The 15,319-nt window shown below is 67.1% G+C and carries 14 protein-coding genes and 1 tRNA gene; 5 read left to right on the forward strand and 10 right to left on the reverse strand.

The window, feature by feature from the left end; all coding sequences use genetic code 11:
* Positions 1 to 22: 22 nt before the first annotated feature.
* The 4 genes from BTE28158_RS20110 to gatC all read right to left on the reverse strand — a co-directional run bounded on the left by BTE28158_RS20110 (position 23) and on the right by gatC (position 4,322).
* On the reverse strand, positions 23 to 862 hold the full coding sequence (locus tag BTE28158_RS20110) for a PPK2 family polyphosphate kinase (protein WP_059607488.1): 840 nt from the start codon (positions 860 to 862) through the stop codon (positions 23 to 25).
* 126 nt (positions 863 to 988) lie between these two features.
* On the reverse strand, positions 989 to 2,461 hold the full coding sequence (gene gatB, locus BTE28158_RS20115; RefSeq protein ID WP_059678975.1) for an Asp-tRNA(Asn)/Glu-tRNA(Gln) amidotransferase subunit GatB: 1,473 nt from the start codon (positions 2,459 to 2,461) through the stop codon (positions 989 to 991).
* Positions 2,462 to 2,465: 4 nt separating this feature from the next.
* Complete coding sequence (gene gatA / locus BTE28158_RS20120) at positions 2,466 to 3,956, reverse strand: Asp-tRNA(Asn)/Glu-tRNA(Gln) amidotransferase subunit GatA (protein ID WP_151051625.1); 1,491 nt, start codon at positions 3,954 to 3,956, stop codon at positions 2,466 to 2,468.
* Between the two features lie 66 nt (positions 3,957 to 4,022).
* Entirely contained in the window at positions 4,023 to 4,322 is a 300-nt protein-coding gene (gene gatC, locus BTE28158_RS20125) for an Asp-tRNA(Asn)/Glu-tRNA(Gln) amidotransferase subunit GatC (protein ID WP_006407213.1), read from the reverse strand.
* Positions 4,323 to 4,688: 366 nt separating this feature from the next.
* Here gatC and BTE28158_RS20130 point away from each other — a divergent pair, with 366 nt between their 5' ends.
* From BTE28158_RS20130 to rodA, 5 genes are all read left to right on the forward strand, one after another.
* A complete protein-coding gene (locus BTE28158_RS20130) occupies positions 4,689 to 5,732 on the forward strand; it encodes a rod shape-determining protein (RefSeq protein WP_004189550.1) in 1,044 nt (347 codons plus the stop codon).
* A gap of 127 nt (positions 5,733 to 5,859) precedes the next feature.
* Positions 5,860 to 6,927 carry a rod shape-determining protein MreC gene (gene mreC / locus BTE28158_RS20135; RefSeq protein ID WP_174920056.1) on the forward strand — a complete coding sequence of 356 codons (1,068 nt, stop codon included), beginning with the start codon at positions 5,860 to 5,862 and terminating at the stop codon, positions 6,925 to 6,927.
* Positions 6,924 to 7,436, forward strand: a complete 513-nt coding sequence (mreD, locus tag BTE28158_RS20140; RefSeq protein WP_009687274.1) for a rod shape-determining protein MreD — start codon at positions 6,924 to 6,926, stop codon at positions 7,434 to 7,436. The genes mreC and mreD overlap by 4 nt, the downstream gene beginning before the upstream one ends.
* A gap of 109 nt (positions 7,437 to 7,545) precedes the next feature.
* The gene (gene mrdA / locus BTE28158_RS20145) at positions 7,546 to 9,831 is read left to right on the forward strand and encodes a penicillin-binding protein 2 (protein ID WP_124902898.1); all 2,286 of its coding nucleotides are present in this window, start codon (positions 7,546 to 7,548) and stop codon (positions 9,829 to 9,831) included.
* Between the two features lie 11 nt (positions 9,832 to 9,842).
* Positions 9,843 to 10,991 carry a rod shape-determining protein RodA gene (gene rodA / locus BTE28158_RS20150; RefSeq protein WP_059448422.1) on the forward strand — a complete coding sequence of 383 codons (1,149 nt, stop codon included), beginning with the start codon at positions 9,843 to 9,845 and terminating at the stop codon, positions 10,989 to 10,991.
* A 110-nt stretch (positions 10,992 to 11,101) separates the two neighbouring features.
* On the opposite strand, the gene BTE28158_RS20155 is transcribed toward rodA, so the two are convergent.
* From BTE28158_RS20155 to BTE28158_RS20180, 6 genes are all read right to left on the reverse strand, one after another.
* Positions 11,102 to 11,869, reverse strand: a complete 768-nt coding sequence (locus BTE28158_RS20155; protein WP_151051663.1) for a tetratricopeptide repeat protein — start codon at positions 11,867 to 11,869, stop codon at positions 11,102 to 11,104.
* Positions 11,866 to 12,651, reverse strand: a complete 786-nt coding sequence (locus tag BTE28158_RS20160; RefSeq protein WP_059607501.1) for an HpcH/HpaI aldolase family protein — start codon at positions 12,649 to 12,651, stop codon at positions 11,866 to 11,868. Before BTE28158_RS20160 ends, BTE28158_RS20155 begins: the two co-directional genes overlap by 4 nt.
* Before the next feature lie 296 nt (positions 12,652 to 12,947).
* A complete protein-coding gene (gene queD, locus BTE28158_RS20165) occupies positions 12,948 to 13,400 on the reverse strand; it encodes a 6-carboxytetrahydropterin synthase QueD (protein ID WP_044847357.1) in 453 nt (150 codons plus the stop codon).
* Positions 13,401 to 13,418: 18 nt separating this feature from the next.
* The gene (queE, locus tag BTE28158_RS20170; RefSeq protein ID WP_059468636.1) at positions 13,419 to 14,051 is read right to left on the reverse strand and encodes a 7-carboxy-7-deazaguanine synthase; all 633 of its coding nucleotides are present in this window, start codon (positions 14,049 to 14,051) and stop codon (positions 13,419 to 13,421) included.
* A gap of 75 nt (positions 14,052 to 14,126) precedes the next feature.
* A complete protein-coding gene (gene queC / locus BTE28158_RS20175) occupies positions 14,127 to 14,861 on the reverse strand; it encodes a 7-cyano-7-deazaguanine synthase QueC (protein WP_059607503.1) in 735 nt (244 codons plus the stop codon).
* 351 nt (positions 14,862 to 15,212) lie between these two features.
* Positions 15,213 to 15,288 (reverse strand) — tRNA-Phe (locus BTE28158_RS20180).
* Between the last annotated feature and the right edge of the window lie 31 nt (positions 15,289 to 15,319).

A 15,319-nucleotide genomic window follows, 5' to 3' on the forward strand; every position in this document is an offset into this window, starting at 1 on the left:
GATGTTGTTACAGGATCGCAGGCTAGCGGATCTTCACGCCTTCGAGCTCGGGCTTCGGCAGCGGGAATTCCAGCTTCATGTCGGTCATCGTGCGCAGCAGCAGCTCGGCGATCATCACGTTGCGGTGCGTCTTCGAGTCCGCCGGGATCACGTACCACGGCGCATGCTCGGCCGACGTCGCGGCGAGCGTGTCGCGGTACGCGGACTGATATGCGTCCCAGCGCTTGCGCGCGTCGAGATCGGAGATGTCGAACTTCCAGTGCTTGGTCGGATCGTCGATACGCGCCTGCAGCCGCGCGCGCTGTTCGTCCTTCGAGATGTGCAGGAAGCACTTGATGATGGTCGTGCCGTTCTCGACCAGCATCGTCTCGAAATCGCGGATCTGCCGGTAACGGCGCTCGCACTCCTTGCTGTCGATCGCGTCGAGCACGCGCGGCACGAGCACGTCTTCATAGTGGCTGCGGTTGAAGATCGCCAGCTCGCCCGCGGCCGGCGCTTGCGCATGCACGCGCCACAGGAAGTCGTGCGCGGCTTCGATCGGCGTCGGCGCCTTGAACGACACGACGCGCAGGCCGAGCGGATCGACCTCGCGGAACACGGCGCGCACGGTGCCGTCCTTGCCGCTGGTATCCATCCCCTGCAGCACGAGCAGCACGCGCTTCTTCTGCTGCGTGTGCAGACGTTCCTGCTGCACGTCGAGCTCGATCGACACGGCCGACAGCCGTTCGCGGTCGGCATCCTTCGACCCCGACGAGAACGGCTTCGCAGCCGGGTCGAACGCATCGAGCGTGAATGCGGCGGCTTCCTTCTCGCGCGTGCTGTACGGCACGCGGAAATCGTCGAGCGACGGTTGTTTCGCCATTCGTTCCTCCGTTGGACGGTGCAAGGCACACGCGCACACGATAACGCATGCACCAAAACGACGGGCCGCCCCGAACAGGTTCGGCGGCGGCCCGTCGTCAGGCGCGGTTCAGGCGCGCGGCCATGCTCAGCCGAGCTTCTTCTTCAGCAACTCGTTGACCTGCTGCGGATTGGCCTTGCCCTTGGTCGCCTTCATCGCCTGGCCGATCAGCGCGTTGAACGCCTTTTCCTTGCCCGCGCGGAATTCCTCGACCGACTTCGCGTTCGCCGCGAGCACCTCGTCGATGATCGCTTCCAGCGCGCCGGTGTCGGAGATCTGCTTCAGCCCCTTCGCATCGATGATGCGGTCGGCCGCGCCGTCGTCGGTCGCCTTCTCGTCCCAGATCGTCGAGAAGATTTCCTTCGCGATCTTGTTCGAGATCGTGCCGTCGGCGATGCGCTGCAGCACGAGTGCGAGCTGGGCCGCCGATACCGGAATCGCGTCGATCTCGATGCCGTCGCGGTTCAGCTGCGACGATACGTCGCCCATCAGCCAGTTCGCGGCGATCTTCGCGTTCGCCGCGCCGGCCTTTGCGACCACGGCCTCGAAATACGCGGCCATCGCCTTGCTCGACGTCAGCACGCCCGCGTCGTACGCGGACACGCCGTACTGCTCGACGAAGCGCTGCTGCATCGCGGCCGGCAGCTCGGGCATCCCGGACTGCACGCGCTCGATCCAGTCCTGGCCGATCACGAGCGGCATCAGGTCCGGATCGGGGAAGTAGCGGTAGTCGTGCGCGTCTTCCTTGCTGCGCATCGAACGCGTCTCGCGCTTGTCCGGATCGTAGAGGCGCGTTTCCTGCACGACTTCGCCGCCGTCCTCGATCAGCTCGATCTGGCGGCGCACTTCGTAGTTGATCGCTTCCTCGAGGAACCGGAACGAGTTCAGGTTCTTGATCTCGGCGCGCGTGCCGAACTTCTCCTGGCCGACCGGCCGCACCGACACGTTCGCGTCGCAGCGGAACGAGCCTTCCTGCATGTTGCCGTCGCAGATGCCGAGCCACACGACGAGCGCGTGCAGCGCCTTCGCATAGGCCACGGCCTCGGCCGCGCTACGCATTTCCGGCTCGGTGACGATCTCGAGCAGCGGCGTGCCCGCGCGGTTCAGGTCGATCCCCGTCATACCGGCGAAGTCTTCGTGCAGCGACTTGCCCGCGTCTTCCTCGAGGTGCGCGCGGGTCAGGTTGACCGTCTTCTCGTACGCTTCCTTGCCGGCCTTTTCGTTGGCGGGCACCTGGATCGTGATCGAGCCGCCCTGCACGACCGGAATCTCGTACTGGCTGATCTGATAGCCCTTCGGCAGGTCGGGGTAGAAATAATTCTTGCGCGCGAAGATGCTGCGCGGCGCGATGGTCGAGCCGATCGCGAGGCCGAAGCGGATCGCGCGTTCGACCGCGCCGCGGTTCAGCACCGGCAGCACGCCCGGCAGCGCCAGGTCGACCGGGCAGGCCTGCGTGTTCGGCTCGGCGCCGAACTGCGTCGACGCGCCGGAGAAAATCTTCGAGACGGTCGACAGTTGCGCGTGCGTCTCGAGACCGATGACGACTTCCCATTGAGTCATATGCTTACACCCCCGCCGGAACTTGCTTGTGCCAGTCGGTCGCGCGCTGGAACGCGTCGGCGACCTGCAGCATCCGGGCTTCGTTGAAATAGTTGCCGATGATCTGCAGACCGACCGGGCGCTTCGCGTTCGCGCCGGCGCCGAAGCCGCACGGCACGCTCATGCCGGGCAGGCCTGCGAGGCTCACCGACAGCGTGTAGATATCCGCGAGATACATCTGCACCGGATCGTCGCCCTTCGCGCCGAGATCCCATGCGACCGTCGGCGACGCCGGGCCCATGATCACGTCGCAGGACTTGAACGCTTCCTGGAAATCGTTCGCGATGATGCGGCGGATCTTCTGCGCCTGCAGGTAGTACGCGTCGTAGTAGCCGTGCGACAGCACGTAGGTGCCGACCAGGATCCGGCGCTTCACCTCGGGGCCGAAGCCTTCGGCGCGCGACTTCTTGTACATGTCGAGCAGGTCGCCGTACTGCGCGGCGCGGTGGCCGAAGCGCACGCCGTCGAAACGCGACAGGTTCGACGACGCCTCGGCCGGCGCGATCACGTAATACACGGGGATCGACAGTTCCGTCTTCGGCAGCGACACCGGCACGAGTGTTGCGCCGAGCGCCTCGTATTGCTTGAGCGCCGCGTCGATCGACGCGCGCACGTCGTCGGCGAGGCCGTCGCCGAAGTATTCCTTCGGCAGGCCGATGCGCAGGCCCGCGAGCGGCTTGCCCGCATCGTTGCCCGGCGCCCACGGCTGGCCGAGGTGGCGCGTGAAGTCTTCATCGTCGCGCTCGAGGCTCGTCGAGTCGCGCTCGTCGAAGCCGGCCATCGCATTCAGCAGCAGCGCGCAGTCGGACGCGCTCTGCGCCATCGGGCCGCCCTGGTCGAGCGACGACGCGAACGCGATCATCCCGTAGCGCGACACGCGGCCGTAGGTCGGCTTGATGCCCGTCACGCCCGCGAACGACGCGGGCTGGCGGATCGAGCCGCCGGTGTCGGTGCCGGTCGCGGCCGGCGCGAGGCGCGCGGCGATGGCGGCCGAGCTGCCGCCCGAGCTGCCGCCCGGCACGGCGGTCGTGTCCCACGGGTTCTTCACCGCGCCGAACGCCGAATTCTCGTTGGACGAGCCCATCGCGAACTCGTCCATGTTGGTCTTGCCGAGCGTGACCATGCCGGCCGCCTGCAGGCGGGCGACGACGGTCGCGTCGAACGGGCTTTCGTAGTTCGCGAGCATCTTCGAGCCCGCGGTCGAGCGCCAGCCGCGCGTGACGAACACGTCCTTGTGCGCGATCGGCAGGCCGGTCAGCGCGCCGCCCGCGCCGCGCGCGAGTTCGGCGTCGGCGGCCTTCGCCTGCGCGAGGGTGAGGTCGGCGTCGACATGGACGAACGCGTTCAGGTCGCGTGCCGCGTCGATCCGTTTCAGGTAGAGCTGCGCGAGCTCGACGGCCGAGCATTCCTTGGCGGCGAGCGCGGCGCGCAGTTCGGTCAGGCTTTTTGCGTGCATTGAGTGGTTTTCCTGGGAATTCTGGGTGGCGCGCGGCGCGAAGGCGGCGCGCTTGTCATCGAATGCTTACTCGATCACCTTCGGCACGAGATAGAGGCCGTCCTGGACGGCCGGCGCCGGACGCTGGTTGTCGTCGCGATTGACGACTTCCGTCACGGCGTCGTCGCGCAGGCGCTGCGCGACTTCCTGGATCTGTTCGATCGGGTGGGCGAGCGGCGCGATGCCGGCGGTGTCGACCGCCTGCATCTGCTCGACGAGGCCGAAGAATTCATTGAGCTGGCCGAGCGTATGCTCGGCGTCGGCGTCGGCCATTTCGAGTCGCGCCAGGTGCGCGATGCGTTTCACATCGGTCAGGGTCAGGGCCATGCGATCACCGGAAAAACAAGGCTGCGCAGCGCATGAAAACCGCGCTGCGGCGGGGGGTTGGAGGGTGCGATCCCACCCTCAAAAATCAGGGCCGAAGCGGCAAAAATACCGTCCGTTTCGATTCAAATACCGAGAAATTATAAGGTATCATTACGCGTTCGACCCAAACCCGGCAGCCTTTTCCCGCACCGTTTCGCCCCGCTTCGGCAAGCCGTGCGTGCTTCGTGCGATCCCCGGTAGCCATCACTCGCAGCTTCGTGCGCCGCGGCGGCCGCTTCCGCCACGCTTCCCGAGGCTGTTATTTTTTCCGCTGCCGCCCTCAGCGTTCGCTATGCAGGGCCGGCCCAGAGCGAAACAGGATTCTGAATGTTCGGTTTTTTGCGCAGCTACTTCTCCAACGATCTGGCGATCGACCTCGGCACCGCAAACACCCTGATCTACATGCGCGGCAAGGGCATCGTGCTCGATGAGCCGTCCGTCGTGTCGATTCGCCAGGAAGGCGGCCCCAACGGCAAGAAGACGATCCAGGCGGTCGGCAAGGAAGCCAAGCAGATGCTCGGCAAGGTGCCGGGCAACATCGAGGCGATCCGCCCGATGAAGGACGGCGTGATCGCCGACTTCACCGTCACCGAGCAGATGATCAAGCAGTTCATCAAGACGGCGCACGAGTCGCGCATGTTCTCGCCGTCGCCGCGCATCATCATCTGCGTGCCGTGCGGCTCGACCCAGGTCGAGCGTCGCGCGATCAAGGAAGCCGCGCATGGCGCCGGCGCGTCGCAGGTCTACCTGATCGAGGAACCGATGGCGGCTGCGATCGGCGCGGGCCTGCCGGTGTCGGAAGCCACGGGCTCGATGGTCGTCGACATCGGCGGCGGCACGACGGAAGTCGGCGTGATCTCGCTTGGCGGCATCGTGTACAAGGGCTCGGTGCGCGTCGGCGGCGACAAGTTCGACGAGGCGATCGTCAACTACATCCGCCGCAACTACGGGATGCTGATCGGCGAGCAGACGGCCGAGGCGATCAAGAAGGAAATCGGCTCCGCGTTCCCGGGCTCCGAAGTCAAGGAAATGGAAGTGAAGGGCCGCAACCTGTCGGAAGGCATTCCGCGCAGCTTCACGATCTCCAGCAACGAAATCCTCGAAGCACTGACCGATCCGCTGAACCAGATCGTGTCGTCGGTAAAGATCGCGCTCGAGCAGACGCCGCCGGAACTCGGCGCCGACATCGCCGAGCGCGGGATGATGCTGACGGGCGGCGGTGCGCTGCTGCGCGACCTCGATCGCCTGCTCGCGGAAGAAACCGGCCTGCCGGTGCTCGTCGCCGAAGATCCGCTCACCTGCGTCGTACGCGGTTCGGGCATGGCGCTCGAGCGCATGGACAAGCTGGGCAGCATCTTCTCGTACGAGTGATCGCCTAAGCAGTCCCGTTTGATATGACGCACCCGCGGCGTGGCCGGATCGCTCGTTCAGAACGAACCGCCACGCCGTTTGCGCGTCTGAGCATTATTTAACCGATCCCACGCGCCCGGCGCCGACCATGGAATACAGTCCGCCGCCCCTCTTCAAGCAAGGTCCGCCCGCGCTCGCGCGGCTCATCTTCTTCGTCGCCCTCGCCATCGCGCTCCTCGTGTCGGACGCGCGCTTCAGCACGCTCGAAATCGTCCGCGGCGTGCTGGGCACCGTGCTGTACCCGCTGCAGCGCGCGGCGCTCGTGCCGCGTGACTTGTTCATGGGCGCGGCCGACATCGCCGTCACGGGTGCATCGCTGCGCCACGAGAACGACGCGCTGCGCAAGCGCAACCTGCAGCTGTCCACGCAGGCCAACCAGGCCGCGGTGCTCACGCAGGAAAACATGCATCTGCGCGCGGTGCTCGAGTTGCGCCAGCACATCGCGACGCAATCGACGCCCGTCGAGATCCAGTACGACACCAGCGACCCGTTCACGCAGAAGATCGTGATCGGGCAAGGTTCGCAGCAAGGCATCCAGAACGGCGCACCGGTCGTCAGCGAGGACGGCGTGATCGGCCAGATCACGCGCGTGTTCCCGCTGCAGGCCGAAGTCACGCTGATCACCGACCGCGATCTCGCGATCCCCGTGCAGGTGCTGCGCACCGGCCTGCGCAGCGTGATCTACGGGACGCCGAAGGGCGATTCGCTCGACCTGCGCTTCGTGCCGACGAGCTCGGACCTCGTCGCCGGCGACGAACTCGTCACGAGCGGCCTCGACGGCGTGTACCCGCCGGGCCTGCCGGTCGCGAAGGTCGTGCGCGTCGACAAGCTCGCCGATACCGCATTCGCGCGCGTGACCTGCGCGCCGGTCGCCGCCGTGCGCGGCGCGCGCCAGATGCTCGTGCTGCACTACCAGAACGACGTCCCGCCGCGCCCGGTCGAGCCCGACCCGGCCGCCGAGAAGAACGCGAAGGGCAAGAAGGGCGCCAAGGCCGCCGCGAAGGGTGACAAGGCAGAAAAGGCCGACGCGAACGCGAAGGCGGCCGCCGCGGCCGCGCCCGGCGCGAAACCCGCGCCGTCGGCACCCGTCGCTCCGGCCAAGCCCGCCGTCGCGCCCGCGAAGCCCGCGGCCGGGCAACCAGGAGCCCAGCGATGAACCGCCCGCAATACATCCTGCAGCCGGTCAACCCGTATTTCATCGTCTTCAGCCTCGCCGCCGCGTTCCTGCTGAACCTGATGCCGTGGGGCCGCCTGCCGGGCGTGCCCGACTTCGTCGCGCTCGTGCTGCTGTTCTGGAACATCCACCAGCCGCGCAAGGTCGGGATGGGTGTCGCGTTCGCGCTCGGCATCCTGATGGACGTGCATGACGCGGGGCTGCTCGGCGAGCACGCGCTTGCCTATACGCTGCTGTCGTACGGCGCGATCACGATCCACCGCCGCGTGCTGTGGATGCCGATCGGCGTGCAGGTGCTGTACGTCACGCCGCTGCTCGTCGTCGCGCAGCTGGTGCCGTTCGTGATCCGCCTCGTGATGGGCGCCGCGTTTCCCGGCTGGCGCTATCTGGTGGACGGCTTCGTCGAGGCCGCGCTGTGGCCGATCGCGAGCCACCTGCTGCTGATGCCGCAACGCCGCCCGGTCGACCCGGACGATACGCGCCCCATCTGAGCCGGACCGACCTTGAATACCTGCCGCCCCCACGCCCGCGCGCCGCGCTCCGGGGCGGCTCCTCGCCCGCGCGTGGTCGCCGCGCACGGGCCAGATCGATCGTAACCGCATGACCGAATTCAACGACACCCAACAGCAGCTCTCGAAGTTCCGCCTGCGCGTCGCGGCGGCGGGCGTGTTCGTGTTCGTCTGCTTCGGGCTGCTCGCGAGCCGCTTCTTCTATCTGCAGTTGATGCAGCACGGCAAATACGCGCTGCAGGCCGAGGAAAACCGCATCTCGGTCGCGCCGATCGTGCCGAACCGCGGGATCATCACCGATCGCAACGGCGTGGTCCTCGCGAAAAACTATTCGGCGTACACGCTCGAGATCACGCCGTCGAAGCTCGACGACACGCTCGACAACACGATCGACAAGCTGTCCGCGATCATCCCGATCGACGCGCGCGACCGCCGCCGCTTCAAGAAGCTGCAGGAAGACTCGAAGAACTTCGAGAGCCTGCCGATCCGCACGCGCCTCACGGACGCGGAAGTCGCGCGCTTCACGGCGCAGCGCTTCCGCTTCCCCGGCGTCGACGTGCGCGCGCGCCTGTTCCGCCAATATCCGCTCGGCACGACCGCCGCGCACGTGATCGGTTACATCGGCCGGATCTCGAAGCGCGACCAGGATCGCATCGACGCGATCAGCGACGACAACGACAGCGACCAGGAACACTACGATCCGCGTCGCGACGCGAACAACTACAAGGGCACCGACTACATCGGCAAGATCGGCGTCGAGCAGAGCTACGAAACCGAGCTGCATGGCCTCACGGGCTTCGAGGAAGTCGAGGTGACGGCCGGCGGCCGGCCCGTGCGCACGCTGTCGCGCACGCAGGCGACGCCCGGCAACAACCTCGTGCTGTCGCTCGACATCGGGCTGCAGCAGGTCGCCGAGCAGGCGTTTGCCGGCAAGCGCGGCGCGCTCGTCGCGATCGAGCCGAAGTCGGGCGACGTGCTCGCGTTCGTGTCGTCGCCGAGCTTCGACCCGAATTCGTTCGTCGACGGCATCGACCAGCAGACCTGGGACGAGCTGAACAACTCCACCGACAAGCCGCTCCTGAACCGCCCGCTGCACGGCACCTACCCGCCCGGCTCGACGTACAAGCCGTTCATGGCGCTGGCCGGCCTGACGCTCGGCAAGCGCTCGCCGGGCTGGGGCTTCCAGGATCCCGGCTACTTCACGTTCGGTGGTCACACGTTCCGCAACGACGTGCGCTCGGGCCAGGGCTGGGTCGACATGAACAAGGCGATCATGGTGTCGAACGACACCTACTTCTACATGCTCGCGCGCGACCTCGGCGTGAACGCGATCGCGAACTTCATGAAGCCGTTCGGTTTCGGCCAGATCACCGGCATCGACATCCAGGGCGAGGCGCGCGGGATCCTGCCGTCGACCGACTGGAAGAAGAAGGCGTTCAAGAAGGCCGCTCAGCAGAAGTGGTTCGACGGGGAGACGATCAGCCTCGGGATCGGCCAGGGCTACAACTCGTTCACGATCCTGCAGCTCGCGCACGCCACCGCGACGCTCGCGAACAACGGCGTCGTGATGAAGCCCCACCTCGTGAAGGAGGTCGAGGATCCGATCACGCGCGGGCGCCATCTGACCGTGCCGAAGGAAAGCGAAACCATTCCGCTCAAGCAGGCCGACATCGACGTGGTGAAGCGCGGGATGGAGAACGTGATCGAGAACCCGTCCGGCACCGCGTACAAGGTGTTCCGCGGCGCGCCGTACCTCGCGGCCGGCAAGACCGGCACCGCGCAGGTGTTCTCGCTGCAGGGCTCGAACTATAAGGGCCACCTGCTCGCCGAGCACTTGCGCGACCATGCGCTGTTCATCGCGTACGCGCCGGTCGACCATCCGCAGATCGCCATCGCGCTGATCGTCGAGAACGGCGGTTGGGGCGCGCAGGCCGCGGGCCCGATCGCGCGCCGCGTGCTCGATTTCTACCTCGTCGATCGCCAGAAACCGGAGAACGAGGCGGCCGCCGTCGCCGCCGCTGCGTCGGCGACCGAGCCGATCAACGCGCCGGTGATCGGCGATGCCTCGAAGACCGTGTCCGTCGCGGCCGGCTTCAAGGCGCTTCCCCAGCCCGTCGTGCCGGTCGCGGCCAGCGCGGCGGATGCGGCATCGGCCGCGTCGGCGCCCGATGCATCGGGCGCGGCCGGGGCAAGCGCGGCGCAGCCCGCCGTCGCGAGCGCAGCAGCGCCGATGGCCGCGAGCCTGCCGCCGATCCGGCGCCCGCACCGGCCTCGCCGGCCCGCCAGCGACGCGCAGCCGCTCGCCACCGCGCCGCGCGACGACAACTCCCGTGCCCCGGCCGCCGCGAAAGCGGCGAACGCCGGCACCGCTCATTAACGGAGAAAGGCATGCAATTCGACAAGCGCGCCTGGCTCGACAAGATCAAGCAGATGTTCGCGGGCTTCGACCGCCCGCTCGCCCTCATCGTGTTCCTGCTGCTGTGCGTCGGCATCGTCACGCTGTACAGCGCGTCGATCGACATGCCGGGCCGCGTCGAGGACCAATTGCGCAACATCCTGCTGACGTTCGTGCTGATGTGGGTGATCGCCAACATTCCGCCGACGACGCTGATGCGCTTCGCGGTCCCGCTGTATTCGTTCGGGGTCGCGCTGCTGGTCGCGGTCGCGCTGTTCGGGATGACCAAGAAGGGCGCGAAGCGCTGGCTGAACGTCGGCGTCGTGATCCAGCCGTCGGAAATCCTCAAGATCGCGACACCGCTGATGCTCGCGTGGTATTACCAGCGCCGCGAAGGCGGGCTGCGCTGGTACGACTTCGTCGCCGCGTTCGGGATCCTGATGGTGCCGGTCGGGTTGATCGCCAAGCAGCCCGATCTCGGCACGGGCCTGCTCGTGTTCGCGGCCGGCTTCTTCGTGATCTACCTCGCCGGCCTGTCATTCAAGCTGATCGTGCCGGTGCTCGTCGCGGGCGTGATCGCGGTCGGCTCGATCGCCGTATTCGAAGAGCGCATCTGCCAGCCCGAAGTGCAGTGGCCGCTGATGCACGACTACCAGAAGCACCGTGTGTGCACGTTGCTCGACCCGACCTCCGACCCGCTCGGCAAGGGCTTCCATACGATCCAGGCCGTGATCGCGATCGGCTCGGGCGGCGTGCTCGGCAAGGGCTACCTGAAGGGCACGCAGGCCCACCTCGAGTTCATTCCGGAGAAACATACCGACTTCATCTTCGCGGTGTTCTCGGAGGAATGGGGGCTCGTCGGCGGCCTCGTGCTGCTGACGCTCTACATGGCGCTGATCGCGCGCGGGCTCTACATCGCCGCGCAGGGCGCGACGCTGTTCGGACGTCTGCTCGCGGGCTCGCTCACGCTCGCGTTCTTCGTCTATGCGTTCGTCAACATCGGGATGGTGAGTGGCGTGCTGCCCGTCGTCGGCGTGCCGTTGCCGTTCATGAGCTACGGCGGCACCGCGCTCACGACGCTCGGCATCGCGATCGGGATGATCATGAGCGTCGGGCGACAGCGGCGGCTGATGAAGAGCTGACGCCGCGCACGGCACGCAGTCGCCAGCGGAGCAGTCGCGGCAATGAAAAACGGCGCACGAGGCGCCGTTTTTCATTGGGCAGGTCGAATGCAGTGCGTGCCGCCCGCTCACTACGGCGTCGCGCGCGGGTTCCCATGGTCCGCGCCCGATGCCGGCTCCTGCGTCTTCAGGCGCGCGCTCAGCTCCTTGAATTTCAGCCCGGCCGTCTCGTCGCCCTGCGCGGCCGCGGCCGCGTAATACGCGCGCGCGATGTTCAGGTTCTGCGTGACGCCGTCGCCGCCGCGCTCGTAGAACGACGCGGTCACGTACTGCGCGGTCGGCTCGCCCGCGTCGGCTGCCTGCTTGTACCACGCGAACGCCTGCCGGTTGTCGCGCTGCGTGCCACGCCCGTCGAGGAACTGGTTCGCGAGCGACAGCTCGGCCTGCACGTGCCCCTGCTTCGCCGCGCGCAGGAACCAGCGGTGTGCTTCGGCCGGATTACGCGCGACAAACTCACCGTCGTCGAACATCCGCCCGTACACGTACTGCGCATGCGACATATTCGCGTCGGCCGCCCGCTTCAGCCAGCGCAGCCCTTCGTCGACGTTCGCGGTCACGCCGACGCCGGTGAGCAGCATCATCGCGTAGTTGAACTGCGCGAGCCGGTCGCCGCGTTCGGCCGCGTCGTGGAACTGCACCAGCGCCGCGCGATAGTCGCCGGCGTTGTAGTCGGCCACCGCCGATTGGGTCTCGCGCGCCGGGTCCGGCTTCGCATGCGGCGCATTCTGCGCGACCGCCGCGACGCACACGGCCCACAGCCCGAGCATCGTGCCGATGCGCCCGCGTACGCCGGCCGTACGCCGCGCGCGTCCGGATCCCGCGCCGTCGCTGCCGTTCATGACCGCACCTCCTGCAGCGCCTGGCGCGTCGCACGCAGCAGCCAGCTCACGTCGGCCGACAGCGTGATCATCCGGTAGCCAGCCTCGCGATACTGGCGCGCGGTTGCCGTATCGTTCGCGAAGATGCCGACCGCGACGCCGGCCTGCTTGCCGGCCGCGAGCACGCGCGCCATCGCGGTTTCGACGTCCGGGTGGCGGCTGTCGCCGAGATGCCCGAGGCTCGCCGCCAGATCGGCCGGGCCGACGAACAGGCAGTCGACGCCCGGCGTCGCGGCGATCCGCTCGACTTCATCGATGCCCCGCGCCGATTCGATCTGCACGATCACCGCGACCTGCGCATTCGCCGTCTGCAGGTAATCGCGGCGCATGCCGAACGCCGCCGCACGCACCATGCCGGCCACGCCGCGCAGCCCGTCGGGGGAATCCGGCGACGGGAAGCGCGTGAGACGCACGGCGTGCGCGGCCTCGTCGGGCGTCTCGATGCACGGGAACATCAGCGTGCGCGCGCCGGCGTCGAGCGCGCGCTTCACGAGCCACGGCTCGCGCCCCGGCACGCGCACCACGGGCTCGCTCGGCAGGTGCGCCGCCGCCAGCGCGCGCAGTTGCGACGCGACGTCGCGGCTGTCGTTCGGCGCGTGCTCCATGTCGATGCAGAGCCAGTCGTAGCCGGCGTGCGCGAGCGCTTCCGCGACCGAATCGCTGCCGAGCGACAGCCACAGGCCGTACAGCGGCTCGTCGCCGTCGTGCAGACGTTGTTTGAGGGAATTGGTGAGCGTGCTCATCGATACGGCCTCCTGGACGGAACGGCAATCGAACGGGACAAGCAACAAGCAAAGCGGGCGTAACACGCCGGGCCGCCATGCACGGCGGCGCCGGACCGGGGCCCTGAACGTTGGTCGGACGTAGGCGGCCGATCTGACAGCGCGGGTCGCGCGGATGCGTTTTCCGGTGCCACGCAACGATCATAGCGCGGCGTTACGCGGAATGTGGGAACAGGTGGAAAGCGGCGCCGGACGAGGCCGCACGGCGCGGTGGCAGGCAGCCCGCACCGGTTGGCGAGGCTGCCGGAAGGGCAATATCAGCGGCCGGGCTGGCGCTCGACGTCGGCCCAGCAGTTCGGCGTTTCGTACAGACGCACACGTTCCAGGCGCAGGTTCACGCCGTAGTGCGCGTCGTACACGTTCGCGAGGATGTCGAATGCGATCGCCGCGAGGTTCTCGACGGTCGGGATCCGGTCGAGCACGACGGTCTTGTGGTCGGCCATCTGCTCGAGGAACGAGCGCACGACTTCGTCGCGCGCGTAGACCAGGAACGCGTGATCCCACTTGTTGACGAGGTGCTCGACCGCGAGCGCCTTCACGTCGGCGAAATCCATCACCATGCCGCGGTCGGGCGCCCCCTCGGTATCGACGAGATCGCCGCGCAGCGTGACTTCGAGCACGTAGCGATGGCCGTGCAGGTTCCGGCACTGGCTGCGGTGATCGGGAATGCGGTGGCCCGCATCGAATTCGAGTTTTCGGGTAATCAGCACGATGTCAAAAGCCGTGGCTCAGGGAATGTTCAGATATTTGTGGGTCTGCATCGACAGCCGCCACTGCGGATGCCGCTTGCACCAGTCGATCGCGAGCTTCGTATTGAGATCGCGCGACGGGCCGTCCATCGGCTGCACGAGAAAATACTCGAAATCGAGCTTCGCGTAGTCGGCCAGCCGCTGGTTGTCCTGCGGGATCACGACCTTCAGCTCGTTGCCCTTCGTGACGACGAGCGGCGCGTCGGCCTTCGGGCTCACGCAGATCCAGTCGATCGTCTCGAGCACCGGCAGCGAGCCATTGGTCTCGATCGCGATCTCGAAGCCTGCTGCATGCAGCGCGTCGACGAGCGGCTGGTCGAGCTGCAGCATCGGCTCGCCGCCCGTGCAGACGACGAAGCGATGCGCTTCGCCGTCCGGCCACAGGCCGGCGATCGTCGCGACGAGCGCTTCGGCGTCCTTGAACTTGCCGCCGTTCTCGCCATCGGTGCCGACGAAGTCCGTATCGCAGAAACGACACACGGCGTCCGCACGATCCTCTTCGCGGCCCGACCACAGATTGCAGCCGGCGAACCGGCAGAACACGGCCGGACGGCCCGCGTTCGCGCCCTCGCCTTGCAACGTGTAGAAAATTTCCTTGACCGCGTAAGTCATCGTGCTTCGTCCGGCTTGCGCCGCTCGTTGTCGATCAGAATCCGTTATTCATCCAGCGCCGCCGACGCACCCGCGTCACAGCGGCGCTTCGGTCACCCGCTCGCCCTTCAGGTAGGCCTCGTAGCCACGCTTGCGCAGCTTGCAGGCCGGGCATTCGCCGCAGCCGAAGCCCCAGTCGTGCAGTTCCGCGCGCTCGCCCACGTAGCACGTGTGCGTCTCGACGCGGATCAGTTCGACGAGTGCCTCCCCGCCGAGTTGCTCGGCGAGTTGCCAGGTCTGCGCCTTGTCCAGCCACATCAGCGGGGTCTCGAGCACGACACGCGTGTCCATGCCGAGGTTCAGCGCGACCTGCAGCGCCTTCATCGTGTCGTCGCGGCAGTCCGGGTAGCCCGAGAAATCGGTCTCGCACATTCCGCCAACCAGCACGCGCAGACCGCGGCGATAGGCGATCGCGGCCGCGATCGTCATGAACAGCAGGTTGCGGCCCGGCACGAACGTGTTCGGCAAGCCGTTCGCCGAGGTCTCGATCTCGATCGTGCGCGTCATCGCGGTATCGCTGATCGCGCCAAGCACCGACAGATCGATCATGTGATCGTCGCCGAGGCGGTCCGACCACGCCGGAAACTTGCGCTTCAGCGCTTCGCGCACGCCTTCGCGACACTCGAGTTCGACGCGATGACGCTGGCCGTAATCGAAGCCGAGCGTCTCGACCGTCTGGTAGCGTTCCAGGGCCCAGGCCACGCACGTGGCGGAATCCTGCCCGCCGGAAAACAACACGAGCGCGCCGTCTTTAGCGTCTGTCCGAATCACCGTGATACTCCGTGAATGTGTAGGCTCGCGTCGCACTGCGCCCCGAGGCCGGCTGCCGCCGGGCGGCCCGACGCGGCCGGCCTGCGCCGGCCCGACCAGTATAGGCAGCGCGGTCAGCCGCGAATGCGGCGGCGCGCTTATACCGCTCATCGCGCGGCATCGTTGCCGCGCACCACGGCAGGCGCGCCACGGGCGACCGGCCATGCGCATGAAGCGATGCGCTAAGTCATTGAGCGGGCACGGATTTTATCATGCCCCGGCGAATGCTGCCGGGCACGCCGCCCACGACACGCAATACCCACCACAAACGAAAAACCCCAAGAATCTTCCGATTCTTGGGGTTTTAAATGCTGGTGGCCTGGGACGGAATCGAACCATCGACACGCGGATTTTCAATCCGCTGCTCTACCAACTGAGCTACCGGGCCAACGAAGAATGAAAGTATATCGAGCTATTCG

Origin of the sequence: Burkholderia diffusa, from assembly GCF_902499115.1 — a bacterium.
In the GTDB taxonomy this organism is placed as follows: Bacteria; Pseudomonadota; Gammaproteobacteria; order Burkholderiales; family Burkholderiaceae; genus Burkholderia; species Burkholderia diffusa.

What these genes read in the sequence shown, in the direction of transcription:
- BTE28158_RS20110 (WP_059607488.1), bottom strand. Translation starts at nt 862, where the DNA reads ATGGCGAAACAACCGTCGCTCGACGATTTCCGCGTGCCGTACAGCACG.
- gatB (WP_059678975.1), bottom strand. Translation starts at nt 2,461, where the DNA reads ATGACTCAATGGGAAGTCGTCATCGGTCTCGAGACGCACGCGCAACTG.
- gatA (WP_151051625.1), bottom strand. Translation starts at nt 3,956, where the DNA reads ATGCACGCAAAAAGCCTGACCGAACTGCGCGCCGCGCTCGCCGCCAAG.
- gatC (WP_006407213.1), bottom strand. Translation starts at nt 4,322, where the DNA reads ATGGCCCTGACCCTGACCGATGTGAAACGCATCGCGCACCTGGCGCGA.
- BTE28158_RS20130 (WP_004189550.1), top strand. Translation starts at nt 4,689, where the DNA reads ATGTTCGGTTTTTTGCGCAGCTACTTCTCCAACGATCTGGCGATCGAC.
- mreC (WP_174920056.1), top strand. Translation starts at nt 5,860, where the DNA reads ATGGAATACAGTCCGCCGCCCCTCTTCAAGCAAGGTCCGCCCGCGCTC.
- mreD (WP_009687274.1), top strand. Translation starts at nt 6,924, where the DNA reads ATGAACCGCCCGCAATACATCCTGCAGCCGGTCAACCCGTATTTCATC.
- mrdA (WP_124902898.1), top strand. Translation starts at nt 7,546, where the DNA reads ATGACCGAATTCAACGACACCCAACAGCAGCTCTCGAAGTTCCGCCTG.
- rodA (WP_059448422.1), top strand. Translation starts at nt 9,843, where the DNA reads ATGCAATTCGACAAGCGCGCCTGGCTCGACAAGATCAAGCAGATGTTC.
- BTE28158_RS20155 (WP_151051663.1), bottom strand. Translation starts at nt 11,869, where the DNA reads ATGAACGGCAGCGACGGCGCGGGATCCGGACGCGCGCGGCGTACGGCC.
- BTE28158_RS20160 (WP_059607501.1), bottom strand. Translation starts at nt 12,651, where the DNA reads ATGAGCACGCTCACCAATTCCCTCAAACAACGTCTGCACGACGGCGAC.
- queE (WP_059468636.1), bottom strand. Translation starts at nt 14,051, where the DNA reads ATGACTTACGCGGTCAAGGAAATTTTCTACACGTTGCAAGGCGAGGGC.